This is a genomic window from Nocardia blacklockiae, assembly GCF_015477355.1.
Lineage (GTDB): Bacteria > Actinomycetota > Actinomycetes > Mycobacteriales > Mycobacteriaceae > Nocardia > Nocardia blacklockiae.
Genome location: NZ_JADLRJ010000006.1, coordinates 144,269 through 168,716, shown reverse-complemented (window position 1 = coordinate 168,716; position 24,448 = coordinate 144,269). Strand labels below are relative to the sequence as shown.

Genomic DNA, 24,448 nt, shown 5'->3' with positions numbered 1-24,448 from the left:
GCCGCACCTGAAGATGCGCTCGCTCGGCGGCCGGGCCCGACTCCACGCCGCGCCCCGTTGCGCGGCGCGGCGTGCTATCGCACCGGGGTGTAGTCCCGGCTCGCGATGTACGTCGGCCGGATCTCCCGGGCCGCGTACGGCTCGGGCGCGAGGGTGTTCTCCACGCTGTTGAACACCAGGAAGATGTTCGAGCGCGGGAACGGCGTGATGTTGTTGGCCGACGCGTGCATGACGTTCGAATCGAACAGCAACGCCGACCCGCGCGCCCCGGTGAACTGCGCGATGCCGTGCTTGTTGGCCAGATCGGTGATGTCGGCATGCGACGGCACCCCGATCTGCTGCTCCCGCAACGACTCCCGGTAGTGATCGGCCGGCGTCTCACCCTGACACGGCACGAACGTGCGGTGAGAGCCCGGCATCACCATCAGGCTGCCGTTGAACGGATAGTTCTCGGTCAACGCGATCGACAGGCTGACCGCGCGCGGGGACGGCATCCCGTCCTCGGCATGCCAGGTCTCGAAGTCGGAGTGCCAGTAGAACCCCGCGCCCTCGAAGCCCGGCATGTAATTGACCCGGCTCTGGTGGATGTACACCTCGGAACCGAGCACCTGGCGGGCGAGCCCGACCACACGCTCGTCCCGGATCAGATCCGCGACCGCCTGGCTGATCTTGTGCACCTCGAAGATCGACCGCACCCGGTTCGACTTCTTCTCGATGATCACCCGTTCGTCCAGGCGCAGTTCGGGATCCGCTGCCAGGCGGTCGATCTCGAAGGAGTAATCGGCCACCTCCTCCGGCGACAGCAGCTGGTCGATGATCGCGTACCCGTCGTCGTCGAAAGTCGCCAGTTCCGGCGACGTGATCCGCCCCCACACGGTCGGATCGCTGCGTTCGATCGGCGGCACCGCGGTCAGGGTGCGGGTGCGGTAACGATCGATTCGACTGTCGGCCAACGTCATCGCGGTGTTGTCCTCCTACCTACTCTGGAACGGCGACCAACGGGTAGACGCCGTTCTCGTCGTGCACCTCCTGGCCCGTGACCGGCGGATTGAACACGCACAACGCGCGCATCTGCGTGCGTGTCTCGATGCGATGCCGTTCGTGTCCGTTCAGCAGATACATGGAGCCAGGCCCCAATTCGTAGCTGACAACGTTCGTGAGATCGGTGAGAGTGGCCTCACCCTCGATCAACCACACCGCCTCGACGTGGTTGGCGTAATGGAACTCGTGCACGGTGCCCGCTTGAATCGTGGTCTCGTGGAAGGAGAAGCCGACCTTGTCGCCGCCGAGCACGATGCGCTTGCTGCGCCACCCGGCATCCGCGACGTCGCGGTCGGTGCCGGTGATCTCTTCCGTGGTGCGAACGATCATGGGTCAGTTTCCTCCTCGGGCCATGTCGACCGCGTTGCCCAGGATGCCCAGGCCGTGGTCGAGTTCATCGTCGGTGATGGTCAGCGGCGGGAGCAGCTTCACGACCTCATCCTGCGCGCCCGAGGTCTCCACCAGCAACCCCTGCTCGAAGGCGATCCGGCTGACCTTGTTCGCCTCCGAGGGCTCGTCGAACACCAAGCCGTGCACCAGCCCGCGGCCGCGGGTGGACACGCCCTCGTAGTTGTCCGACAGCGCGCTGAAGGACTTGTGGATGCGCGCGCCCTTGGCCGCGGTGGCCTCCTCGAGCCGGCCGTCGGACCAGAAGTGCTCGAGCGCGGCGGTCGCGGTCACGAAGGCCGGGTTGTTGCCGCGGAAGGTGCCGTTGTGCTCGCCGGGCGCCCACTGGTCGAGCTCGCGGCGCATCAGCACCAGCGCCAGCGGCATGCCGTAGCCGCCGATCGACTTCGACAGCGTGACGATGTCGGGGGTGATGCCGGCGATCTCGAAGGAGAAGAACGGGCCGGTGCGGCCGCAGCCCATCTGCACGTCGTCGACGATCAGCAGGATGCCGCGCGCGGCGCACAGCTCCGACAGGTTCTTGAGCCACTCGGCCCGCGACACGTTGACACCGCCCTCACCCTGCACGGTCTCCACGATCACCGCGGCCGGCTTGTCCACGCCGGAGGAATTGTCGTCGAGCGCCTTGGCCATCCAGGCCAGGCCGTCGCCGTCTTCGAGATAGCCGTCGTAAGGCATCGGATTCACGTGCACCAGCGGCACTCCCGCGCCGGCGCGCTTGGCCGCGTTGCCGGTGACCGACAGCGCGCCCAGAGTCATGCCGTGAAAGGCGTTGGTGAAGTTGAGAATCGTGGTGCGGCCGGTGACCTTGCGGGCCAGCTTCAGCGCCGCCTCGACCGCGTTCGCACCGGTCGGGCCGGGGAACTGCACCTTGTAGTCCAGGCCGCGCGGGCCCAGCAGCACGTTGTCGATGGTCTCCAGCAGATGCTGCTTGGCGACGGTCGACATATCCAGGCCGTGGGTGATGCCGTCACCCGCGATGTAATCGATGAGGGCCTGTTTCAGCACGGGATTGTTGTGCCCGTAGTTCAGCGCGCCGGCGCCGGCGAAGAAATCCAGATAGTCCCGGCCGCTGCTGTCGCGAATCCAGGATCCCTGGGCGGTGTCGAACAGTGTGGGCCAAGATCGGCAGTATCCACGAACATTGGATTCGAGCGATTCGAAAACGGTCATCTCAGTGGTGGTCATCGATGATCCTTTCGTGTGGTGAACGCCACAGAATGCAATGGCGCAATCCGGTACAGGTCCTCCGATTCGTGACCGTCCGGGAAATCTTGCGGTTCGAAGAGCGACTCCTGGGTCAGCTCGGCTCCCCGGCGCCGCGCCAGCGAGGCGAACATCGTCCGCGAGGCCGCGTTGTCCGGTGAGATGGTGGTCTCCAACGTGGTCACGCCGTGTTCGGCGACGTTGTCGACCAGGTGTTCCAGCATCGCCACACCCAGCCCGCGACCGCGGAAGGCGGGGTCGACGGCGACCTGCCAGACGAACACCGTCTCCGGCGCCTCGGGCCGGAGATATCCGGTGACGAAACCGGCGATTTCCGAGCCTATTTCGGCGACGACGGACGTTGCCCGAAAATCTCGGCACCACAGCAGATACGCGTAGCTCGAATTGGCATCCAACACCTGGGATTCGACGGCAATACGCCACATCGGCGCCCCGTCACCGAGCCGCGGCGTGCGAATGACCGCCGGCGCAGAGGTATCCCGATCGCTTTCGCGTGGTTCGGGAGGAGGGGAACCGAATGGAGTAATCCGTGTTCGGGTCTCTATCACCCTTCCAGAATTGCCAAAGTTCTTTGAGGCCAACCGGTCGAGAACTTTACGGTTGTGTTACATCCGTATAATCCGTGAATTTCGTCACGTTCGCGGCAGCCGCACGACGAAGCGCGCCCCACCTCCCGGCCGGTCCGTGCACTCCACCGTTCCCCCGTGCGCCGCAACGGTTTCGGCGACGAGCGCCAGCCCGATGCCGGTGCCCGCGACCGTGCGCCGGCCGCGGCGCACCGTCACGAAACGTTCGAAGATGCGTTCGCGGTCCTGGGGAGCCACGCCCGGTCCGTGGTCGTCGACGGTGATCACCACCTGCGCGCCCACGCGATCGACGCCGACCTGCATGACGCCGCCGCCGTGACGGTCGGCGTTCTCGAGCAGATTCACCAGCGCCCGTTCGAGTTCCAGCTTGCGGCCGGTCACCGTGGCGTCGGCCGCGACGGTCAGCAGGTCCGGCGGGTAGCGCAGTTCGGACAGCGTGTGGGTGAGCAACTCGCGCACCGACAGCGGCTCGGCGTCGGCGCGGTGCATGCGAGCCTCCGCGCGGGCGAGCGCCAGCAGGTCGTCGAGCAGGCGGCGCAGGTGTTCCAGTTCGGCGCGCACCAGCACCAGCGCCTGCCGCGAGCGTTGCGGGAGTTCGTCCTCGTAGCGGGACATGACGCCGACGCTGGTGGTCAGTGTGGTCAGCGGCGTGCGCAGTTCGTGACTCACGTCGCCGACCAGCCGCCGCTCGCGATCGATACGCCGTTGCAACGAATCGACCATGGTGTTGAAGGTGTCGACCGTCGGCGCCAGATCGGGGTCGTCGGTGTCCGAGAGCCGGGTGCCGAGTTCGCCCGAGGCGATGCGCGCGGCCGTGCGGGTCAGCCGCCGCAGCGGCACCAGCAGCCGGCGCGAGAGCCACAGCCCGAAACCCGCGCCCATCGCGGCCCCGCCGAGCAGGCACACGGGCAGGGTCACCCACAGGCCGCCGGGCAGTGCGGAGACGACGAGCACCAGCAGTCCCGACACCAGCCCGGACGCTACGGCGAAGGCGAAAATCGCTCGGCCGCGCAGACTTCGGCGACCGAGTTCGCGCAGGCCCCGCGACTCAGCGCTGGACATCGAGTCGATAACCGAGTCCTCGTACGGTGACCACCAGGCTGGGCTCCGAGGGATCCCGCTCGATCTTGGTGCGCAGCCGGCGCACGTGCACGTCCACGATCCGCTCGTCGCCGAAGAAGCCACGGTCCCAGACTCTTTCGAGCAACACGCTGCGCGAGAGCACCCGGCCCGGCATTTCGGCGAGTTCGCAGAGCAGCCGGAACTCGGTGAGCGTCAGGTGCAGTTCCTCGTCGCCGCGGCGCACCGTGCCGCCGTCGACCGACAGCACCAGCGGCTCGTCCGGGTCGGCGTCGAGCACCATCTCCTCGGGGGCGGCGGGCTCCGGATCGGGCTCGGCGAACTGCTGGGCGCGGCGGCGCAGCGCCCGCATGCGCGCGGTGATCTCCTTGATCTCGAACGGCTTGGTGACGAAATCGTCGGCCCCGGCCTCCAGCGCGGCCACCACGTCGTGAGTATCGTCACGGGCGCTGACCACTATGATCGGCACGTCGTGATCGCGACGGATCTCACGAATACAGGTGAAGCCGTCCATCTCCCCGAGCATCAGGTCGACGATCATCACATCGGGTGCGCCGTTGTCGCGCAGGTGCTCGAGCGCGTCCTCCGCTTCCTCGGCTTCCTCGACGTCGTAGCCCTCATCCTCCATCGCCAGCCGCAGGGCGCTCCGGACCCGGTCGTCGTCTTCTACGATCATCAGGTTCGCGCTCATAGCTTCTTCCCTAACAGATACTCGGCCTGGTGCCCCAGTGCCGCGACGGCACGGTTACGGAGGACAGAGAACGGTAACTGGAGTACCCGTACGACCGTTTCGTAAACGTGGGGCAACACCTCGATGTGCCACCGCACCGGGTCTCCCCGTAAACTGCCGGGCAAGACAGTAAGGCGATGGTGCGCTGCGGGGGACTCGCTCGGCAGGCGCACGGCGAGCGCAGGAGACACCATGTCAGGTCGCCGCTGCCGATTCGGTGTCGCATTGGGTGTTTTCGCCCTGGTGACGATGCTGATGGCCGCGTGCTCATCCTCGTCGGGATCCGGATCGAAACCGGGCCCGGCAACACCGAAGCCGGCGGCGCCGGTGCTCTCGGTGACCCCGGCGGCCGGGAGTGAGGATGTCGACCCGCTAGGCAAGATCGAGGTCTCCACCTCCGATGGCATTCTCACGTCGGTCTCGATGACCAACGAGGACGGCAAACCGGTGGAGGGGATTCTCACACCGGACAAAACGGCTTGGAAACCGACCGGACCGCTCGGTTACGGCCATACCTACGAGGTTACCGCGCAGGGCGTCACCATCACCGGTCCCAGCGGTCCCTTGACGGCTTCCTTCTCGACCTTGACGCCGCGCAACCAGACCAAGGCGTACCTGACCACCACGGGCGGGCAGCCGCTGACCGAGGGCGGCACCTTCGGCGTCGGCACCGTCATCGTCGCGCATTTCGACGAGTCGATCCCGGACCGCGCGGCCGCCGAGAAGCGCCTCAGCGTGACCTCGGACCCGCCGGTGCAGGGCTCGTGGTACTGGCTCGACGACCGCAACGCGCACTGGCGGCCGCAGCAGTACTGGGCGCCGAACACCAAGGTGACGGTCGCGGCGAACATCTACGGCCAGGAACTGGGCTCGGGGATGTACGGCCAGGAGGACTCCAAGACCACCTTCACCATCGGGCCTTCGCACATCTCGATCGCCGACGACAACACCCATCAGGTGCAGGTTTTCGAGAACGGACAGCTGATCCGCACCATGCCCACCTCGATGGGGCGCGGCGGCAGCGAGCAGGTGGGCAGCAAGACCATCTACTTCAACACCCCGCGCGGCATCTACACCGTGATGGACAAGGGCAACCCGGTGATCATGGACTCCGCCAGCTACGGCCTGCCGGTGAACTCGCGGCTGGGCTACAAGGAGAGCATCAACTGGGCCACCCGGATCAGCAGCGACGGCATCTACCTGCACCAGCTGGACTCGACGGTGTGGGCGCAGGGCAGTCAGAACACCTCGCACGGCTGTCTGAACCTCAACGGCGAGAACGCCAGATGGTTCTTCAACTGGTCGATTCCGGGTGACGTCGTGGAGGTGCGCAACACCACCGGCCCGCCGCTCCAGTCGTGGGACAACGGCGACTGGACCATCCCGTGGGACGAGTGGCTGGCGGGCAGCGCCCTGCACTGATCCCGGTCACGGCCGCAGTGTGAGCAGCACCCCGGGTCGCGGTCGCAGCGAGATCAGGAAGTGCTCGTCCACGCGCTGACCCGGTGCGACGGCGAGGCCGAAGCGCTGGGCGATCAGCGCGACCGCCACGATCAGTTCCAGCTCGGCCAATGGTGCGCCGATGCAGCGCCGGGGGCCGCCGCCGAAGGGAAAATAGGTGTAGGGCAGCGGTTTCGGGCGCTCCGGGGCGAAGCGGCCGGGATCGAAGGAGTCGGGGTCGGGCCAGTAGCGCGGATCACGGTGCACCACTTGCGAAGCCAGGAAGACGGTGCTCCCGGCCGCGACGCGGTAGCCGCCGATCCGCAAGGCGCGCACCGGTTCCCGGGGAAAGCTGGGAATCGGCGGATGCAGCCGCAGCGCCTCCTCGACGACCTGCCGCAGATAGCGCAGCCGGGGCAGGTCCGCCGCGCTGGGACCCTCCCCGCCGAGCACCGTGCCGAGTTCGGCGCGGACGCGTTCCTGCACGTCCGGATGCCGGGCGAGTTCGAACAGCGTCCAGGCCAGCCCGCAGCCGGTGGTCTCGTAGCCGGTCCACAGGTAGGTCCGCGCTTCCTCGGCGATCTGCGCTCTGGTCAGTGCCGCGCCGGTGTCGCGGCGGCGCGCGGTGAACAGCTCGGCGAGCAGCGCGGAACCGGAGGGGTCCCGCGCGTACCGCTCGAGCAACTCTTCGGTCACGGCGTCGAAAACGCCCTGCGCGGTACGCAATCGGCGGCGCACCGGGGTCGGCAGCCACGACGGCAGCAGCTGCTCCGGGCTGCCCGGGAACATGGCCGACAGCACGGCGGGGCCGTGCGCGACCAGCCGCTCGGCCCGCTCGTCGAGTGCCGCGCCGAACAGCGCGCGGCACACGGCGTCGAGGGTCAGGCGCATGACCTCCGGCACCAGGTCGACCGGTTCGCCCGCGGCCGCGCGCGCCTCCCAGCGGGCGAGCGAGGACCGCACCGCGGCCGTCAGCGCCGGGATCGCCTCGTGCAGCCGGCCGGTGTGGAAGTGTGGCTGCCCGGCCCGGCGGCGGACGCGCCAGTTCTCGCCGTCGGCAGTGAGCATGCCGTCGCCGAGGAACAGGCCGAACCCGCCGTAGACCTTGCCGCGCCGATAGGAGTCGCGGTCGTGCAGGATCTCGCCGACGAGTTCCGGCGCGGCGACCGAATGCACCAGCTGTGGCCCGACCCGGTACCGGACGATGTCGCCGTACCGCCGGTGCAGGCCGAGGGCCAGGCCGGCAGCCTCGCGGCGGTAGCGCCGGATATCGATCGGCAGCTTCGGGCCCGGTGCCGTGTCGCGCCTGGTCATCGCATTCACCGTCGCCTCCGGGGCATCGGTCGGACAGCCTGCGGCGGAGTGCGGGCGAACTGCCGGCCGACGCCCGGTTTCCGTTCCGCTATCGGCTCCGCCGGTCATGTAGGTGTACACGGTCACAACCATCCGGTACGTATCTTTGGCGAAATGCGCCGTCGGCCCGCGTGATTCGCGAAGAGCGCGATGCGGGTGCGGCGGTGCGGGATACGATGCGGCCGCACGCGCAGGTGGTCGACGAACAGGTGTTGCCGGATGGTCGAACGGAAGAAGCTCGACGAGCACCCCACCGTCCTGCGGGTGCGCGAGCGCCCGACCGTGCCCGGCCGCCCGGCCGCACCACTGGACGCGGACTGGCTGCGCGAGGTGGCCCGCGCGGCCGGGGCCGACGACGTGGGCTTCGTCGAGATCGAGCGTCCGGAGCTGGCGGCGGAACGCGCCGAGGTCGAGGCCGCGCTGCCCGGCACGCGCGCCCTGCTCAGCTTCGTGTGCCGGCTCAATCGCGACAACATCCGCAGCCCGGCGCGGTCGGTGGCGAATCTGGAGTTCCACCACGGCGCCGACGACACCAACGACGTGGCGCGCCGCATCGTCTCGGTGCTGCAGGAGCGCGGTGTGCGGGCGGTGAATCCGGCGGTCGGGTTCCCGATGGAGATGGACCGCTTCCCGGACCGGATCTGGGTCGTCTCGCACAAACCGGTGGCCGTGGCGGCGGGCCTGGGCAAGATGGGCATCCACCGCAACGTGATTCACCCGAAGTACGGCAACTTCGTGCTGCTCGGCACCGTCCTGATGGATGCCGAGGTCAGCGAGTACTCCCGGCCGATCGCCTTCGATCCCTGCCTGGAGTGCAAGCTGTGCGTGGCGGCCTGCCCGACCGGGGCCATCTCCCCGGACGGCTACTTCGACTTCTCCGCCTGCTACACCCACAACTACCGCGAGTTCCTGGGCAATTTCGGCGAGTGGGTGGAGCAGGTCGCCGAAAGCCGCAATGCCGCGGACTACCGGTCCCGGGTCAGCGACGACGAGACGGCCTCGATGTGGCAGAGCCTGTCGTTCGGCGCGAATTACAAAGCGGCCTACTGCATGTCGGTCTGCCCCGCGGGCGAGGACGTGATCGGCACCTACCTCGACAACCGCCGGAACCATCTCGAGCAGGTGGTGCGGCCGTTGCAGAACAAGGCGGAAACCGTCTTCGTCGTGCGCGGCTCGGACGCCGAACAGTATGTGGCGCAACGCTTCCCGGCCAAACGCACCAAGCTGGTCGGGCGCGGGCTGCGGCCCACCAGCATCGGGCGCTTCGTGGCCGGGCTGCCGCTGCTGTTCCAGCGCGAACGGTCGCGCGGCCTGGACGCCACCTACCACTTCACCTTCACCGGGGCCGAGCAGCGCCGGATCACCGTCACCATCCGGGACCGGACATTGGAGATTTCGGACGGCCACCAGGGCGACCCCGATCTCCGGGTCACCGCGGACTCCCGCACCTGGCTGCGCCTGCTGGGCAAGAAGTCGGTGCTGCCCGGCGCGCTGCTGCTCGGGCGGATCCGGGTGCACGGGTCACCGCGACTGATGTTCGCTTTCAACCGCTGCTTCCCGATGTAGGTGTCGGTCGATACCCGTCCCCGCGAGTTCGTCTCACGCGGAACGGATCCCGACGCGGGCCGGATCGCGGCTCTCAGGCGGTGGCGTGGCCCGGCCGCAGGATGACGACCGGGATCTCCCGTTCGGTCCAGGCCTGGTAGGTCTCGAAATCGGCGTAGGCCTCGAGCAGCAGCGGCCACAGGCGGGCGCGCTGCTGCGGGTCGGCCGTCACCGCGTGCACGGCACGACGGTCGCGGCCGATCTGGATGTGGGTGTCGGGATGGGCGCGCAGGTTGCGGTACCACTGCGGGTGCTTGGCCAGCCCGCCCTGCGACGCGACGATGACGATGTCGTCGCCGTCGGCGATATAGAGCAGCGGCACGGTGTAGACAGTGCCCGATTTGCGGCCGCGGTGCTCCAGCAGCAGCGTCGGCACGGGCTTGCGGAACCCGGCGCCGATGCGCCACTTGCCGCCGATGCGTCCGCCGGTGCGGCGGTAGACCCAAACCTGTGCTCTGCCCGCGTATTTGAAGATCTTCGGCAGGATCGGCGAATCGAGTTGTTTGGGGCGCGGTGGCGTCGTGGCGGTCATGGGCTCCCTTCCTCCGGGCAGGTCGCAGCCGACCATACAGCTACTTCCATGTGTATGGTCGGGTTTCCGGCGACATCGACCGCTGAGCGGTAATGTCTGCCGTGACCGGCACAGGCGTCTGCCGTGACCGGTGCAGGCGAAGGGGTGAGCGGTGCGCACGCATGGATGGTCCGGGGCGGCCCCCGCCGACGACGAGGAGGCCATCGCCCGGATTCTGGCCGCGGCGACCACGGCGATCGATCGTTCCGGCGGCGACTTCACGATCGCGGAGGTCGCGCGCGATCTCGGCGTCACCCGCCAGACCGTGTACCGCTACTTCCCCAGCGCCGAGGCCCTGCTGACCGCGACGGCCGTCGCACACACCGGCCACTTCCTCGACGTCCTCGCCGAACACCTGGCCGCCATCCACGACCCCGCCACCGCGGTCGTCGAAAGCATCGCCTACACCCTCGAACGCCTCCCCCACGACAAATACCTCGGCCTCCTCCTCAACCCCGGCCGCCCCGGCGCCTCCTCCGCCGGCGTCACCTCCGACACGGCCCTGGCCTTCGGCCGCTCGATCCTCCGCCGCCTCCCCGTCGACTGGTCCGCCGCCGGCCTCACCGAACCAGACCTCGACGGCCTGGTAGAACATATGCTCCGCACAGTCCAATCCTTCGTCATCGACCCCGGCCGCCCCCCACGCCAAGGCCCCACCCTCCGCACCTACCTCACCACCTGGATAGCCCCCGCCCTCCACACCCGAAACCCCCTGAACACAACGTGAAGCCGCCCTCGCGTATCGCGAGGGCGGCTCGGCACGCCCCGGTTCTATCCCTTGACCGGGTACTTTCGGTCCAGATCCAGGTTCAGTTCGAGGACGTTTACTCGGGGCTCGCCGAGGAAGCCGAGGGTGCGGTTGGCGGTGTGGGTGGTGACGAGGGTGTGGACTTCTTCTTCGGGGATGTTGCGGGACTTGGCTATTCGGGGGATTTGGAGGGTGGCGTAGGACGGGGAGATGTCGGGGTCGAGGCCGGAGGCGGAGGTTACTACGGCGTCCGGGGGGACCGGTGGGTCGGCGGGGGCGTTGCCGCGGACAGGGAGGGTGAGGGCGGGGGTGTAGTCGTCGCCGGGGGTGGCGCAGTCGACGTGGACGCCTCGGTAGGTGGTGAGGAACGGGGTGGTGGGGCAGGGTTCGTTCACGCTGACTACGCGGCTGGGGGTGGGGACCGTGCCCTGCGCGTCGCGGGGGCCGAAGACCGCCAGGACCGCGCCGACGCCGGAGGGTGTGCAGTACGGGCGGGCACCGTCGACGCCCTCGCGTTCGCCGATCGCCTTGCTGCGCGCGCAGACCTGGGTCAACAGGCTCTGTTTCGCGTCGTCGGGGTCGGCGGCGAGGGTGTCGACGATGCTTTCGGGGCCGAGGTTGGTGAAGCTGGTGGCGGTGGGGTCGTAGCCGTCGCCTTTGCCCGATGACGAAGGGCGGCTCTGGAAGTACTGGGGCAGGGCGTTGCCGTTGCCGTCGGTGAACGCCTGCCCGATGAGCGACGAGCCGACGATGCCGCCGTCCCGCTCGAGCAGCGAGCCCTCCGCCTTATCGTGCAGGCCCGGTACTTGCGCGACCACGAAAACCGCGACGGGATAAGCGATTCCGGTGATCACCGTGAGGACCAGCAGGGCCCGCAGGGCGGCCAGGTGCTGGCGGATCCAGGTGGTCTTCCGCATCGAGAAGGTAGGCATATCAGGACATCCCAGGAAGGAATCGGACGACTAGGTCGATGAGTTTGATGCCGATGAACGGCGCGACGATGCCGCCGACGCCGTAGATCGCGAGGTTGCGCGACAACAGCTTCGACGCGCTGGACGGCGTGTACTTCACGCCCCGCAGCGCCAGCGGAATCAACGCCATGATGACCAGCGCGTTGAAGATCACCGCCGACAGGATCGCCGACTGCGGGCTGTGCAGCCGCATCACATTGAGCACGTCCAGACCGGGGAACAACACCACGAACAGCGCCGGAATGATCGCGAAGTACTTGGCGATGTCGTTGGCGATGGAGAACGTGGTCAGCGCGCCGCGCGTGATGAGCAGCTGCTTGCCGATCTCGACGATCTCGATGAGTTTGGTCGGATCCGAATCCAGATCGACCATGTTCCCGGCCTCCTTGGCGGCCGAGGTGCCGGTGTTCATGGCGACGCCGACATCGGCTTGGGCCAGCGCGGGCGCGTCGTTGGTGCCGTCACCGGTCATCGCGACCAGGCGGCCGCCGTCCTGCTCGGACTTGATCAGCGCCAATTTGTCCTCGGGCGTGGCCTCGGCGAGGAAGTCGTCGACGCCCGCTTCGTCCGCAATCGCCTTGGCGGTCAACGGATTATCGCCGGTGATCATCACCGTGCGAATGCCCATCCGCCGCATCTCGTCGAAACGCTCACGCATGCCTTGCTTCACGACGTCCTTGAGGTGAATCACGCCGAGCAGCCGCGCTTTTCCACCGGCGATCTCACCGACCACCAGCGGCGTGCCGCCCGAAGCCGAGATCCCGTCGACGGTCACCCCGACCTCGCTGGGCACCTCCCCGCCGTGCGCGCGCACCCATTCGGTGACGGCACTGGCCGCCCCCTTGCGCAGTTGGTGCCCGCTGGACAGATCCACGCCCGACATGCGCGTCTGCGCGGTGAATTCCACCCAGGTAGCCCCCGTCAGCTCCCCGGCCGTGCGCTCGCGCTTGCCGTAGGCCTGCTTGGCGTACACCACGATCGAGCGCCCCTCGGGCGTCTCGTCCGCGAGGCTGGAAAGCTGTGCGGCGTCGGCGATCTCGTCGGCGGAGACGCCCGGCATCGGCACGAAGTCCGACGCCTGCCGATTGCCGAGGGTGATGGTCCCGGTCTTGTCCAGCAGCAGCGTGTTCACGTCGCCGGCGGCCTCCACGGCCCGCCCGGACATGGCCAGCACATTGCGCTGTACCAGCCGATCCATTCCCGCGATGCCGATCGCCGACAGCAGCGCGCCGATGGTGGTCGGGATCAGGCACACCAGCAGCGACACCAGGACGATCCCGGTGACACCGTTCGCGTCCAGGGCCAGGGTGTCCGCCACGCCGGGGTTGTTCGCCTTCGAGAAGATCGCCAGCGGTTGCAACGTCGCCACCGCGAACACGAAGATGATCGTGAGCGCGGCCAGCAGGATGTTGAGCGCGATCTCGTTCGGCGTCTTCTGCCGCGAGGCACCCTCGACCAGCGCGATCATCTTGTCGATGAACGAGCCGCCGGGCTCCTGGGTGATCCGGACGACGATCCGGTCCGACAGCACCGTGGTGCCGCCGGTGACGGCCGAGCGGTCACCGCCGGACTCGCGGATCACGGGCGCGGATTCGCCGGTGATGGCCGACTCGTCCACCGACGCAATGCCTTCCACGACATCGCCGTCGCCGGGAATCACCTGTCCCGCCTCCACCACGACGTGATCGCCGCGGGCGAGCTGAGGCGCGGGCACCTGTTCCTCGGCGACCTGCCCCTGGCCCGGCTGCCACTCCACCAACCGGCGCGCGACGGTGTCGGTCTTGGCCTTGCGCAACGTATCCGCCTGCGCCTTGCCGCGCCCCTCCGCGACGGCCTCGGCCAGATTCGCGAAAAGCACTGTCAGCCAGAGCCATACGACGATCGCCCAGCCGAAGAAGGACGGGTCGACCACCGCCAGCACGGTCGCCCACACCGCGCCGATCTCCACGATCAGCATCACGGGATTGCGCCACAGCGTGCGCGGATCCAGCTTCCGGAACGCCTCCGGCAGCGACCGCACCAGCATCCGCGGGTTGAACACGCCGCCGCCGATGCGGCTCGAACCGCGTTGTCCTCCCTCGAGTTTCGGTTCCGCGGTGTCGAGGACGGTCATGAATGGATTCCTTCGGCGAGCGGCCCGAGCGCCAGCGCGGGCAGGAAGGTGAGTGCGACCAGAATCAGCGTCACGCCGACGACCATGCCGACGAACTGCGGCCGGTGCGTCGGCAGCGTGCCGATCGACTCGGGGGTATGTCCTTGTGCCGCCAGCGATCCGGCCAGCGCGAGGGCGAGAATGATCGGGACGAACCGGCCGAACACCATGGCCAAACCCAGCGCCGTGTTGTACCAGTCGGTGTTGCCCGACAGGCCCGCGAAGGCCGAGCCGTTGTTGTTGGCGGCCGAGGCGAAGGCGTACAGCACCTCGGTCAGTCCGTGCGGCCCGGTGTTGGCCATGCTCGCGCGCTGGCCCGGCATGGCCATGGCGAAGGCGGTGCCCACCAACACGATCAGCGGGCTCACCAGGAAATACGATGCGGCCAGCTTGATTTCGCGCGGAGTGATCTTCTTGCCGAGGTATTCCGGTGTGCGCCCGACCATCAGGCCCGCGACGAACACCGTGATCACCGCCAGAATCAGCATGCCGTACAGGCCCGAGCCCACGCCGCCGGGCGCGACCTCGCCCAGCTGCATGTTGAACAGCGGCCACAATCCGCCCAGGCTGGTGTAGGAGTCGTGCGCCGAGTCGACCGCACCGGTCGAGGTGAGCGTGGTGGCCGCGGCGTAGGTCGCCGACTGCGACACCCCGAACCGCGTCTCGACGTCGGCCACGGCCGAGCCGACGGCGGTGGGCACGGTGCCGTGGTGCAGCAGCTGGAACAGGTTGGTCAGCGCCACGCTGACGAGCGCGAGCGTGGCCATCACGGCCGTGATGGCGTACCCCTGCTTCGGGCTGCCGATGAGGCGGCCGAAGGTGCGCGGCAGCGAGAAGGCGATCAGCAGGATCAGGAAGATCTCCAGCCAGTTCGTCCACCCGGTGGGGTTCTCGAACGGGTGCGCGGCATTCACGTTGAAGAAGCCGCCGCCGTTGGTGCCCAGCTCCTTGATCACTTCCTGGCTCGCGACCGGACCACCCGGCAGGGTCTGCGATCCGGTGCCCGCCACGGTCTGCGCGACCTGGTCGTAGACGTGGAAGTTCTGGATCATGCCCGCGGCGACGAACACGATCGCGAACACGAACGCGATCGGCAGCAGGATCCGGATGGTTCCCCTCACCAGATCCACCCAGAAGTTGCCCAGATCGGCCGTGTCGCGGCGCGCGAAACCGCGGACCAGCGCGACGGCCACGGCCATGCCGACGGCGGCGGATACGAAGTTCTGCACCGCCAGCCCGGCCATCTGCACGGTGTGCCCGAGCGTGGACTCACCGGCGTAGTTCTGCCAGTTCGTATTCGTGACGAAGCTGATCGCGGTGTTCCAGGCCAGCCCGCCGGTCATCTCGGTGCCCGGATCGCTCAGGTGCCACGGCAGGTGTCCCTGCGCCAGTTGCAGGAAGAACAGGAACAGCACGCCGATCGCCGAGAACGCCAGCACACTGCGGGCGTACACGCCCCAGCTCTGCTCCACGCCCGGTTCGACGCCGATCAGCTTGTAGACGCCGCGTTCGAGCCGGGAGTGCTTCGCGCCCGAGTACACCCGGTACATGTAGTCGCCGAGCGGGACGTGCACCACGGCGAGCGCGATGATCAGGGAGACGACGAAGAGTATCCCCGCGGTGGTCGCGTTCACCTAGAACCTCTCCGGAAACAGCAGTGCCGCAACGACATACACCGCGACACCGAGGGCGAGCAGCAAACCGACGATATTCTGCGTCACAGCCGCTCGACTCCCCGTTGGATCAGACCGAGCAGCGCGAACACCGCCACGGTCAGCAGCGTGAACACCACGACAGACATGTGGGACAACCTCTCCTGGACAGCAGCGCACCCGCAGGTGCGCCGAAGCGAGTACAGCGCTCGGCGGGGCCGTTTTCGAGATCGTTGACGTGTTCTTTGCGCTTCGAGGCCCCGGATTGACGCCGCGCTTACGCGCGCCCTGGCGGCCTGCTCGGATGCCGTCAAGGTCGGACGATCGACCGTCAAGAAGCCGTAAAGAGCACCGCCCGAGCGACTCCGGCCGGTAGACAGTGGTGTGCTCGGCCGCGGACGAAGACCCGGCCGCATCGAACCCACGGTTAGGAGAAGACAGTGCCGGACCTCGCGGTCACCGCCTCGGTGCTCCTCGGCTACCTGCTCTGCGCGCTGGGCCTGCGGACACTCGCCGCCACCGGCACGCCGGCCCGAGCGCGCGTGGCGCGCGGCAGGCGCACCGCCACCCGCGCCATGATGGACGAGTGAAGCGCGGCCGGCTACGCATCTACCTCGGGGCCGCCCCCGGCGTGGGCAAGACGTACGCGATGCTCGGCGAGGCACACCGGCGCCTGGAACGCGGGCGCGACGTGGTCGCCGCCGTGGTGGAGACGCACGGCCGCAAGAAGACCGCGGAACTGCTCGAGGGCATCGAGCGGATCCCGCCGAAGCTGATCGAATATCGCGGCACCTCGCTGCCCGAACTGGATGTGGCGGCGGTGCTGCGGCGGCGGCCCGCCGTGGTGCTGGTCGACGAACTCGCCCACACCAACGTGCCCGGATCCCGGAACGAGAAGCGCTGGCAGGACGTGCACGAACTGCTCGACGCGGGCATCGACGTCATCTCCACGGTCAACGTGCAGCACCTGGAAAGCCTCAACGACGTCGTCCAGCAGATCACCGGCGTGGTGCAGCGCGAGACCGTGCCCGACCGGGTGGTGCGCGGGGCCGAGCAGATCGAACTGGTCGACATCACCCCCGAGGCGCTGCGGCGGCGGATGTCGCACGGCAACGTCTACGCCGCCGAACGGGTCGACGCGGCGCTGCGCAACTACTTCCGGCCCGGAAACCTCACGGCGCTACGGGAATTGGCGCTGCTGTGGCTGGCCGACCAGGTCGACGCCGCGCTCGCCAAGTACCGCGACGACCACCGCATCACCGACACCTGGGAGGCCCGCGAGCGCGTCGTCGTCGCGGTCACCGGCGGACCGGAATCGGAGACCGTGGTGCGGCGGGCGGGGCGCATCGCGAGCAAGTCCAGCGCCGATCTGATCGCGGTGCACGTGGTGCGCGGCGACGGTCTGGCCGGGGTGTCCACCCAGCGGCTCGCGCGGCTGCGGGATTTGGCCGACAGCCTCGGCGCCGAGCTGCACACCGTGACCGGCGAGGACGTGCCGGTCGCGCTGCTGGACTTCGCCCGGCAGGTCAACGCCACCCAGCTGGTGCTGGGCACCTCGCGGCGGTCGCGCTGGGCGCGCATCCTCGACGAGGGCATCGGCTCGACCGTCGTGCAGCTGTCGGGGAAGATCGATGTACACATGGTCACCCACGAGGAGTCCAAACGCGGTTTCCGCTGGTCGTCGGTGACGCCCCGGCAACGCAAGCTGTCGTCCTGGACGGCCGCGGTGCTGGTGCCGTCGCTGATCACCGCCGTGTGCGCGTTCTGGCTGGACCACCACCTGGAGCTGGCGGGCGAGAGCGCGCTGTACTTCGTCGGCGTGATCGCGGTGTCGCTGCTGGGCGGCGTCGCCCCGGCCGCGCTGTCGGCGCTGCTGGGCGGACTGCTGCTCAACTACTTCTTCGTCTCCCCGCGCCACAGCCTCACCATCGCCGAGCTGAACAACTTCCTCACCATCGTGGTGATGCTGATGGTCGCGGTGGCGGTCGCGGTCCTGGTGGACGTGTCGGCCACCCGGCGCTGGGAGGCGCGCCGGGCGTCGCAGCAGGCCGAATTGCTGACCATGTTCGCCGGCGCCGTGCTGCACGGCGCCGACCTGCACGATCTGCTCGAACGCGCGCGTGAGACCTTCGGGCAGCGCGCCGTCAGCTTCGCCACCGACGACGAGGTGATCGCCTGCGTGGGCGACGATCCGCCGCGCCGGGTCGCCGACGCCGACGTCGCGATCGAGGCCGGCGACGACACGCACTGGCTGCTGCTCACCGGCCGCTCGCTCACCTCCGGCGAACGTCTCGTGCTGGGCGCGGTCGCGAACCAGGCCGCCGGGATGCAGCAGCGCCGCCGCCTCGCCGACGAGGCGCAAGCCGCGGCCAGCGTCCTCGAGGCCGACCGGTTGCGCCGCGCGCTGCTGTCCGCGGTCAGCCACGACCTGCGCACCCCGCTCGCCGCCGCCAAGGCCGCGGTCTCGAGCCTGCGCAGCGACGACGTCGAATTCTCGCCCGAGGACACCGCCGAACTGCTGGAGACCATCGAGGAATCCACCGACCAATTGACCAGCCTGGTCGGCAATCTGCTCGACTCCTCACGCCTGGCCGTCGGCGTGGTGCGGCCGCAGCTGAAGCGGGTGTACCTGGAGGAAGTGGTCAATCGCGCGGTGGTGAGCGTCGGGATGGGCACCCGCGGCCTGCGGCAGGCCGTGGTCGAACGCGTCAAGGTCGAGGTCGGCGACGTGGCGGTGCGCGCCGACAGCGGACTGCTGGAACGGGTGCTGGCCAACCTGATCGACAACGCGCTGCGCTACGCCCCGCGCGACACACCCGTGCGTGTCACCGCGGAACACACCGGCCACCGCGTGTCGATCACCGTGGTGGACTACGGTCCCGGAGTGCCCACGGGCATGGAAGACCAGATGTTCGAACCGTTCCAGCGACTCGGCGACCGCGACAACTCCACCGGCGTCGGCCTGGGCCTGTCGGTGGTCCGCGGTTTCGTCGAGGCGATGGCCGGCACGGTGCACGCCGAGCCGACCCCCGGCGGCGGGCTCACCATGGTGATCGATCTGCCCGCCGGCGAGTGAAAGCCCAGCGCCGGGCGTACTACTCAGCACTAGAACAGGAGAACGGGTGACTACACCGGTGCCGACCAAGGTGCTCGTGGTCGACGACGAACCGCAGATCCTGCGCGCGCTGCGCATCAACCTGTCGGTGCGCGGCTACGAGGTGATCACCGCCGCCACCGGTGCCGCGGCGCTGCGGGCGGCCGCGGAGAAACACCCCGACGTGGTGGTGCTCGACCTCGGGCTACCGGATATGGACGGGATCGAGGTGCTGGCCGGGCTGCGCGGCTGGAGCCGGTCGCCGGTGATCGTGCTGTCCGCCCGCACCGACTCCGCCGACAAGGTCGAGGCGCTCGACGCCGGGGCCGACGACTACGTGACCAAGCCGTTCGGCATGGACGAACTGCTGGCCCGGCTGCGCGCGGCGGTGCGGCGCGCGGCCGACACCGGGGAGGGCTCCGACCCGGTCGTCGAGACCTCCTCCTTCGTGGTCGATCTGGCGGCGAAGAAGGTCACCAAGCACGGCGCCGACGTGCACCTGACCCCGACCGAATGGGGCGTGCTCGAGATGCTGGTGCGCAACCAGGGCAAACTCGTCGGCCGCCGCGAGCTGCTCCGCGAGGTGTGGGGGCCGTCGTACGCCACCGAAACCCATTATCTGCGTGTATATCTCGCGCAACTGCGGCGCAAACTCGAGGACGACCCGTCACATCCGAAGCACCTGCTCACCGAGGCGGGCATGGGCTACCGCTTCCAGTCGTGACGGACGGGCGGACCGGGTGCTCACGCGGTGATGGCAGGATCGAGGCATGACTGAACAAACCGCCGGGATCGCATCGTCGAAGGGGCCGGCCGAGCTGTGGGTCGAGCGCACCGGGACCCGGCGCTACACCGGGCGGAGCTCGCGGGGCGCCGAGGTGCTGATCGGGTCCGAGGGCGTCGAGGGTGTGTTCACGCCCGGCGAGCTGCTGAAGATCGCGCTGGCCGCGTGCACGGGAATGAGCTCGGACTTCCCGCTGTCGAACCGGCTCGGGGAGAACTACGACGTCACCATCCGGGTCTCCGGCGCGGCGGACCGGGAGAACGAGGTCTACCCGGAGCTGAACGAGGTGATGGAGATCGACCTGTCCGAACTCGACGAGGCCGGGCGGGAGCGGCTGCTCGTCACCGTGCAGCGCGCGATCGACAAGGTGTGCACGGTGGGCCGCACGCTGAAGGCGGGCAGCAAGATCGACCTGACCTTCCAGGTGGAATCGTGAGCGCCGGATGACCGCATCCGTCCGGCTCAGCGCCTGGGTGCACGGTCTGGTGCAGGGCGTCGGGTTCCGCTGGTGGACCCGTTCGCGCGCGCTGGAATTGGGTTTGGTCGGCTACGCGCGTAACACGCGCGACGGCCGGGTGCATGTTATTGCAGAGGGTCCGAGGGACCGATGTGACACACTGCTGACGTTGTTGCGGTCCGGCAACACGCCTGGCCGCGTCGACCTGGTTGTGGAAGACTGGGGCGCCGCGCAGGGCGAAATGACCGGATTCGAGGAACGCTAGCGCCGGGGAACAGGGAGTCGAACGTTGGCAAGTGAACAGTCCGGCAACCGTTCCGGAAACCCTCCGGACCCCGACCGTTCCGAAGAACCGGGCAAGGCGACACCCCCGCACGGCGACGCCGACCCCACCGTCCGTACAAATCGGCCGGAGTCCGAAGGCCCGCCCGAACGCCCCGGCACGCCGCCGCCCTCCGGCCGGGAGCCGGGAGGCGCCGAACCCACCACGGAACCGGAACGCGGCGCTACTGAATCGCCCGAGCCGCCGACCATTCCGGGCCCCACTCCCGCCTTCGCCGAGCCCACCGCGACGCTCCCGGGCCTGCCCGATCCCTTCCCGCCGCCCGAAACCTGGCGCAACGAATTCGCGCCGCCCGAAACACCCGGCAGCGCAAGCGAATCCACTCCCCCGCGGTCCATGCGCGGCAGTATTCAGCGGCAGGAGGCGGGGGTCACCCAGCCGCGGCCGCCGACGCTGGCCGAGGCTCGCGCGCGCGACAAGGCGCGGCGGCGGGCCGAGGAGGCGCAGCGCGCGGCCGAGGAAGCACTCGCGGCGAAGAAGCGCACTCGCAAGCGGTTGCTGATCGGCGGCGTCGCGGTGGTCGGCATCGCCGCGGTGGTCGGCGCGGGCTATCTCACCTACCGCGCCGTGACCGCGCCCGACGAGGTCACCGCCTACTGCGTCACCGACGACAACGGCCAGCAGACCGTCGTCCCCGACGACGACTGCGACCGCGCGCAGCAGTACGTCACCACCTCCGGCGGCGGCTACTACGGCGGCGGCTTCCCCGGCGTGTTCATCTACAACGGCCACCAGTACCGCTACTACTACGGCGGCAACAACACCGTCGGCCGCCCGCCGACCGGCGGCAGCACCGTCGCGCCCAAGAGCGCGTCGGTGAAGACCAAGAGCGGCACCGTCGTTCGCGGCGGGTTGGGTTCCAAGAGCAGCAGCACCAGTGGAGGTTCCTAGTGCGCCGAGTGCGCAGCCAACCGCGACCGGGCTGGCAGAAGATCATTCAGGATCAAGGCCTGGTCTTCGGGTCACCCGGCCGTGACGTGAACGGCGGGCCCCGGCCCTACTGGGACGAATCGGTGCACTACGAATTCGATCTCGACGAGATTCTCGCGCTGGAGGCGCAGGTCGAGGTGCTGCACACCATGTGCCTGCACGCCGTCGAGCAGATCGTGCTCACCGAGCGGTTCGCCGAATTCGGTCTGCCGCAATGGAGTTGGGAGCCGATCAAGAAGTCCTGGCAGCGCTCGGACCCCTACGTCTACGGCCGCTTCGACCTGCGCTACGACGGCCGCGGCCCGGCGAAACTGCTGGAGTACAACGCCGATACGCCGACCTCGCTGCTGGAGGCGGCGATCGTGCAGTGGCACTGGCTCACCGACACCCACCCCGACGACGACCAGTGGAACTCCTTGCACGAGAAGCTGGTCGAGCGCTGGGGCGAGCTGCGCGAGTCGCTGCCCACCGGTGATCTGCACTTCACCTGGTCCTCGGCGGACTCCTCCGGCGAGGACAACGTCACCACCGCCTACATGCAGGAGACCGCCGCCGAGGCCGGCTTCCACACCGTGGCGCTGCCGATCGAGGAGATCGGATTCGACACGGAGCTGGAACGTTTCGTCGATCTGGCCGAGGCGCCGATCGACTCGCTGTTCAAGCTCTACCCGTGGGAGTGGGCGCTGGACGACGAGTTCGGCAAGCGCGTGGTCGACTCGCTGCCGCAGACGATGTGGGTGGAGCCGCTGTGGAAGGCGATGCTGTCGAACAAGGCGCTGCTGGCGGTGCTGTGGGAGATGTACCCCGGCCACCCGAACCTGCTGCCCGCCTACATCGATGACCCGCACGAGCTCACCGAGTACATTCGCAAGCCGAAGCTGGGCCGCGAGGGCGCGAACATGACGATCGTGGGCGCGGGCATGGAGACCGCGACCGGCGGCGTGTACGGCGAGGAGGGCTACGTGTACCAGCTGCTCGACCCGCTCCCCGACTTCGACGGCATGCGCCCCGTACTGGGCGCGTGGATCGTCGGCGACACCTCGGCGGGCCTGGGCATCCGGGAGACTCCGGGCCTGATCACCGACGACAGTTCCACCTTCGTCCCGCACCGCATTCCACAGCACTGACACCACCGGCACCGCACCACATCATCTGGAGGACCATCGATGACCACCTACGCGCTCGAGTCGGGGTATTGGGGGAACGTCGGCCACGGCATCGGCGCCATCATCCTGTACGCCGTCGTCGGCCTGGCGCTCATGCTGATCGGCTTCTTCGCCATCGACATCACCACGCCCGGCCCGCTGCGCACCCTGGTGTCCTCCGGCAACCCGAACGCCGTAGTGGTCACCGCCGCCGGCATGGTGAGCATGGCGCTGATCGTGGTCCTGGCCATCTACTCCTCCGGCGGCAAGCTCGCCGAGGGCCTGATCGCCGCGGCCATCTACGGCCTGCTCGGCATCGTCGCGCAGGTCATCTCGGTGCGGATTCTGGAGTGGGTGCTCGGGCTGGACATCGGCGACCTGCTGCACGCCGAGGAGTACAAGGTGCAGTCCCTGGTGGTCGCGGCCGCGCACCTGGGCCTCGGCCTGGTCGTGGCGTTCGCGATCCTGTAGCGCTCAGGCGGCCCGGCGGGTGAAGTCCAGCAGTTGCTCCAGCGGCCACGTGTTGATGATCCGTTCGGGCGCAACGCCGTTGGCCAGCGCCCGCTCGCATCCGTAACCCTGCCAATCCAATTGGCCGGGCGCGTGGGCGTCGGTGTCGATCGCGAAGTAGCAGTCCATCTCCGCGGCCAGCCGCATCAGGCGGCTCGGCGGGTCGCGGCGCTCGGGGCGGCTGTTGATCTCCACCGCCGTGCCGTAGCGGCGGCAGGCCTCGAACACCACCTCGGCGTCGAACTGCGATTCCGGGCGGGTGCCGCGTCCGCCGGTGACCAGCCGCCCGGTGCAGTGCCCGAGCACGTCCACGTTCGGGTCGGCGACGGCGTAGACCATGCGTTTGGTCATGGTGTCGCGGTCGGCGCGCAGTTTGGAATGCACGCTGGCCACGACGATGTCCAGCCGCGCCAGCAGGTCGGCGTCCTGGTCGAGGGTGCCGTCGTCGAGGATGTCGACCTCGATGCCGGTGAGGACGCGGAACGGCGCGAGTTCCTCGTTCAGCTCCGCCACCACGTCGAGCTGCCGCCGCAGCCGGTCGGCGGACAGCCCGTTGGCGACGGTCAGCCGCGGCGAGTGGTCGGTCAGCGCGCAGTACTCGTGGCCGAGCGCGACGGCCGTGCGCATCATCTGCTCGATCGGGCTGCCGCCGTCGGACCAGTCGGAGTGGGTGTGCAGGTCCCCGCGCAGCCGCTTGCGCAGCGGTGCGCCGTCCGGGGCGATCGGCTTTGCGGCCATCCGCAATTCGGTGAGCCGGTCGGGCAGCCGCCCGGCGGCGGCCTGCGCGATGGCGTCGGCGGTCTTCGGGCCGATGCCCGGAAGTTCCTGCCAGCCACCGTTTCTGCGGTAGGCGTCGTACTCTTCCGGCGACAGCCCGGCCACCACGTCGGCGGCCCGCCGGTAGGCCTTGACCCGGTGCGTCTCGGCCCGGGAGCGCTCCATCCAGAACGCGATCTCCCGCAGCGCCTGCACCGGGCCCGGAACCTGCTCGGCCACTAGCGAATCCGCACGTACTTCACGAAGGCGACACCGTCCTCGAAGACCCGGCTGGTCAGCACCCGGAACCGGGCCGGTTCCGGTAGCTGGGGGCCCGCGCCGAACAGCGGGCGGCCGCGGCCGAGCACGATCGGGTACAGCTTCAAGAACACTTGATCGATCTCCGGCAGCAGTTCCTGCGCGAGTTCACCGCCACCGCACAGCCAGATGCCGACGCCCTTCTCCCGCTTGAGTTCTCGCACCCGCTCGAGCGGGTCGGCGGAGATCAGTTCGACGTCCGGCGCGGGATTCTCCGGCAGCGTGGTGGACACCACGTATTGGCGCAGATGCGAGTACGGGCTGGAGGTGCCGGTCCGCACGCCGAAGTCGTGGGTCTTGCGGCCCATCAGCACGGTGTCGAAGTAGCTGTTGGCCTTGTCGATTCCCAGCGATTCGCGCACCTTCGCCGGCAGCGTCTCCGGGTACTGCGCGGTGATCGCCGGCTGATGGTCTCCCCCGACCGGGAAGAAATCGACGGAACCGTCCTCGGTCGCGATGAAACCGTCGATGGTCGAGGCGACGTAGTAGGTCAGTTTGCGCATCCGTGCTCCCTTCCCGTCCGCCGACGTCGTCGGCGGTCACACT

26 protein-coding genes are annotated in these 24,448 nt (G+C 68.7%); 11 read left to right on the top strand and 15 right to left on the bottom strand.

Translation table 11 applies throughout. The features are described from left to right. Window positions 1-74: 74 nt before the first annotated feature. From thpD to IU476_RS20155, 6 genes are read right to left on the bottom strand one after another with little or no spacing between them, the layout of a single operon-like run. Complete coding sequence (gene thpD, locus IU476_RS20180) at window positions 75-959, bottom strand: ectoine hydroxylase (protein WP_195102324.1); 885 nt, start codon at window positions 957-959, stop codon at window positions 75-77. A gap of 19 nt (window positions 960-978) precedes the next feature. Beyond that, window positions 979-1,371 carry an ectoine synthase gene (locus IU476_RS20175; protein ID WP_195102323.1) on the bottom strand — a complete coding sequence of 131 codons (393 nt, stop codon included), beginning with the start codon at window positions 1,369-1,371 and terminating at the stop codon, window positions 979-981. 3 nt (window positions 1,372-1,374) lie between these two features. Continuing rightward, window positions 1,375-2,637, bottom strand: coding sequence for a diaminobutyrate--2-oxoglutarate transaminase (gene ectB, locus IU476_RS20170; RefSeq protein ID WP_195102322.1), 1,263 nt, complete (start codon window positions 2,635-2,637; stop codon window positions 1,375-1,377). Further along, the gene (ectA, locus tag IU476_RS20165) at window positions 2,634-3,257 is read right to left on the bottom strand and encodes a diaminobutyrate acetyltransferase (protein ID WP_267466516.1); all 624 of its coding nucleotides are present in this window, start codon (window positions 3,255-3,257) and stop codon (window positions 2,634-2,636) included. Before ectA ends, ectB begins: the two co-directional genes overlap by 4 nt. A 51-nt stretch (window positions 3,258-3,308) precedes the next feature. Further along, on the bottom strand, window positions 3,309-4,325 hold the full coding sequence (locus IU476_RS20160) for a sensor histidine kinase (RefSeq protein WP_195102321.1): 1,017 nt from the start codon (window positions 4,323-4,325) through the stop codon (window positions 3,309-3,311). Further along, on the bottom strand, window positions 4,312-5,034 hold the full coding sequence (locus IU476_RS20155) for a response regulator transcription factor (protein ID WP_195102319.1): 723 nt from the start codon (window positions 5,032-5,034) through the stop codon (window positions 4,312-4,314). The genes IU476_RS20160 and IU476_RS20155 overlap by 14 nt, the downstream gene beginning before the upstream one ends. 231 nt (window positions 5,035-5,265) lie before the next feature. Here IU476_RS20155 and IU476_RS20150 point away from each other — a divergent pair, with 231 nt between their 5' ends. Beyond that, window positions 5,266-6,495 (top strand): L,D-transpeptidase, encoded by a 1,230-nt coding sequence (locus IU476_RS20150; RefSeq protein ID WP_195102318.1) that lies wholly within the window; start codon window positions 5,266-5,268, stop codon window positions 6,493-6,495. A gap of 6 nt (window positions 6,496-6,501) precedes the next feature. Here the strand turns inward: IU476_RS20150 and IU476_RS20145 are convergent, their stop codons facing one another. Beyond that, window positions 6,502-7,827: a cytochrome P450 gene (locus IU476_RS20145; protein WP_195102317.1), complete on the bottom strand. Its 1,326-nt coding sequence runs from the start codon at window positions 7,825-7,827 to the stop codon at window positions 6,502-6,504. A 258-nt stretch (window positions 7,828-8,085) separates the two neighbouring features. On the opposite strand from IU476_RS20145, the gene IU476_RS20140 reads away from it, so the two are divergent. After that, window positions 8,086-9,432: an SCP2 sterol-binding domain-containing protein gene (locus tag IU476_RS20140; RefSeq protein WP_195102316.1), complete on the top strand. Its 1,347-nt coding sequence runs from the start codon at window positions 8,086-8,088 to the stop codon at window positions 9,430-9,432. Between the two features lie 73 nt (window positions 9,433-9,505). Here the strand turns inward: IU476_RS20140 and IU476_RS20135 are convergent, their stop codons facing one another. Next, on the bottom strand, window positions 9,506-10,003 hold the full coding sequence (locus IU476_RS20135; protein WP_195102315.1) for a nitroreductase family deazaflavin-dependent oxidoreductase: 498 nt from the start codon (window positions 10,001-10,003) through the stop codon (window positions 9,506-9,508). A gap of 151 nt (window positions 10,004-10,154) precedes the next feature. On the opposite strand from IU476_RS20135, the gene IU476_RS20130 reads away from it, so the two are divergent. Beyond that, a complete protein-coding gene (locus tag IU476_RS20130; protein WP_195102314.1) occupies window positions 10,155-10,769 on the top strand; it encodes a TetR/AcrR family transcriptional regulator in 615 nt (204 codons plus the stop codon). Window positions 10,770-10,813: 44 nt separating this feature from the next. On the opposite strand, the gene IU476_RS20125 is transcribed toward IU476_RS20130, so the two are convergent. The 5 genes from IU476_RS20125 to IU476_RS36240 are packed head-to-tail and all read right to left on the bottom strand — an operon-like array spanning window position 10,814 to window position 15,723. Continuing rightward, complete coding sequence (locus IU476_RS20125) at window positions 10,814-11,707, bottom strand: potassium-transporting ATPase subunit C (protein WP_195102313.1); 894 nt, start codon at window positions 11,705-11,707, stop codon at window positions 10,814-10,816. A 16-nt stretch (window positions 11,708-11,723) separates the two neighbouring features. Next, a complete protein-coding gene (kdpB, locus tag IU476_RS20120; RefSeq protein WP_195102312.1) occupies window positions 11,724-13,874 on the bottom strand; it encodes a potassium-transporting ATPase subunit KdpB in 2,151 nt (716 codons plus the stop codon). Further along, the gene (gene kdpA / locus IU476_RS20115; RefSeq protein ID WP_195102310.1) at window positions 13,871-15,547 is read right to left on the bottom strand and encodes a potassium-transporting ATPase subunit KdpA; all 1,677 of its coding nucleotides are present in this window, start codon (window positions 15,545-15,547) and stop codon (window positions 13,871-13,873) included. The genes kdpB and kdpA overlap by 4 nt, the downstream gene beginning before the upstream one ends. After that, window positions 15,548-15,634 carry a potassium-transporting ATPase subunit F gene (locus IU476_RS36245; protein ID WP_324194170.1) on the bottom strand — a complete coding sequence of 29 codons (87 nt, stop codon included), beginning with the start codon at window positions 15,632-15,634 and terminating at the stop codon, window positions 15,548-15,550. Then, window positions 15,631-15,723 carry a potassium-transporting ATPase gene (locus IU476_RS36240; protein ID WP_228824085.1) on the bottom strand — a complete coding sequence of 31 codons (93 nt, stop codon included), beginning with the start codon at window positions 15,721-15,723 and terminating at the stop codon, window positions 15,631-15,633. Before IU476_RS36240 ends, IU476_RS36245 begins: the two co-directional genes overlap by 4 nt. Window positions 15,724-16,005: 282 nt before the next feature. On the opposite strand from IU476_RS36240, the gene IU476_RS20105 reads away from it, so the two are divergent. The 8 genes from IU476_RS20105 to IU476_RS20070 are packed head-to-tail and all read left to right on the top strand — an operon-like array spanning window position 16,006 to window position 22,789. Beyond that, window positions 16,006-16,155, top strand: a complete 150-nt coding sequence (locus IU476_RS20105) for a hypothetical protein (protein ID WP_195102308.1) — start codon at window positions 16,006-16,008, stop codon at window positions 16,153-16,155. Continuing rightward, window positions 16,152-18,641 carry an ATP-binding protein gene (locus tag IU476_RS20100; protein ID WP_195102307.1) on the top strand — a complete coding sequence of 830 codons (2,490 nt, stop codon included), beginning with the start codon at window positions 16,152-16,154 and terminating at the stop codon, window positions 18,639-18,641. Before IU476_RS20105 ends, IU476_RS20100 begins: the two co-directional genes overlap by 4 nt. A 46-nt stretch (window positions 18,642-18,687) precedes the next feature. Then, window positions 18,688-19,383, top strand: a complete 696-nt coding sequence (locus IU476_RS20095; RefSeq protein WP_195102306.1) for a response regulator — start codon at window positions 18,688-18,690, stop codon at window positions 19,381-19,383. Window positions 19,384-19,429: 46 nt separating this feature from the next. Next, window positions 19,430-19,879 carry an OsmC family protein gene (locus IU476_RS20090; protein ID WP_195102305.1) on the top strand — a complete coding sequence of 150 codons (450 nt, stop codon included), beginning with the start codon at window positions 19,430-19,432 and terminating at the stop codon, window positions 19,877-19,879. Between the two features lie 7 nt (window positions 19,880-19,886). Next, window positions 19,887-20,165 carry an acylphosphatase gene (locus tag IU476_RS20085; RefSeq protein WP_195102304.1) on the top strand — a complete coding sequence of 93 codons (279 nt, stop codon included), beginning with the start codon at window positions 19,887-19,889 and terminating at the stop codon, window positions 20,163-20,165. A gap of 24 nt (window positions 20,166-20,189) precedes the next feature. After that, on the top strand, window positions 20,190-21,134 hold the full coding sequence (locus tag IU476_RS36235) for a hypothetical protein (protein WP_228823970.1): 945 nt from the start codon (window positions 20,190-20,192) through the stop codon (window positions 21,132-21,134). After that, window positions 21,134-22,300: a glutathionylspermidine synthase family protein gene (locus tag IU476_RS20075; protein WP_195102303.1), complete on the top strand. Its 1,167-nt coding sequence runs from the start codon at window positions 21,134-21,136 to the stop codon at window positions 22,298-22,300. Before IU476_RS36235 ends, IU476_RS20075 begins: the two co-directional genes overlap by 1 nt. 39 nt (window positions 22,301-22,339) lie before the next feature. Further along, window positions 22,340-22,789, top strand: a complete 450-nt coding sequence (locus IU476_RS20070; RefSeq protein WP_195102302.1) for a DUF350 domain-containing protein — start codon at window positions 22,340-22,342, stop codon at window positions 22,787-22,789. A 3-nt stretch (window positions 22,790-22,792) separates the two neighbouring features. Here IU476_RS20070 and IU476_RS20065 read toward each other — a convergent pair whose 3' ends face one another. Together IU476_RS20065 and IU476_RS20060 are read right to left on the bottom strand one after the other, a co-directional pair. Beyond that, window positions 22,793-23,824: a PHP domain-containing protein gene (locus IU476_RS20065; protein ID WP_324194154.1), complete on the bottom strand. Its 1,032-nt coding sequence runs from the start codon at window positions 23,822-23,824 to the stop codon at window positions 22,793-22,795. Beyond that, the gene (locus IU476_RS20060) at window positions 23,824-24,405 is read right to left on the bottom strand and encodes a dihydrofolate reductase family protein (protein ID WP_195102301.1); all 582 of its coding nucleotides are present in this window, start codon (window positions 24,403-24,405) and stop codon (window positions 23,824-23,826) included. The genes IU476_RS20065 and IU476_RS20060 overlap by 1 nt, the downstream gene beginning before the upstream one ends. Window positions 24,406-24,448 lie beyond the last annotated feature (43 nt).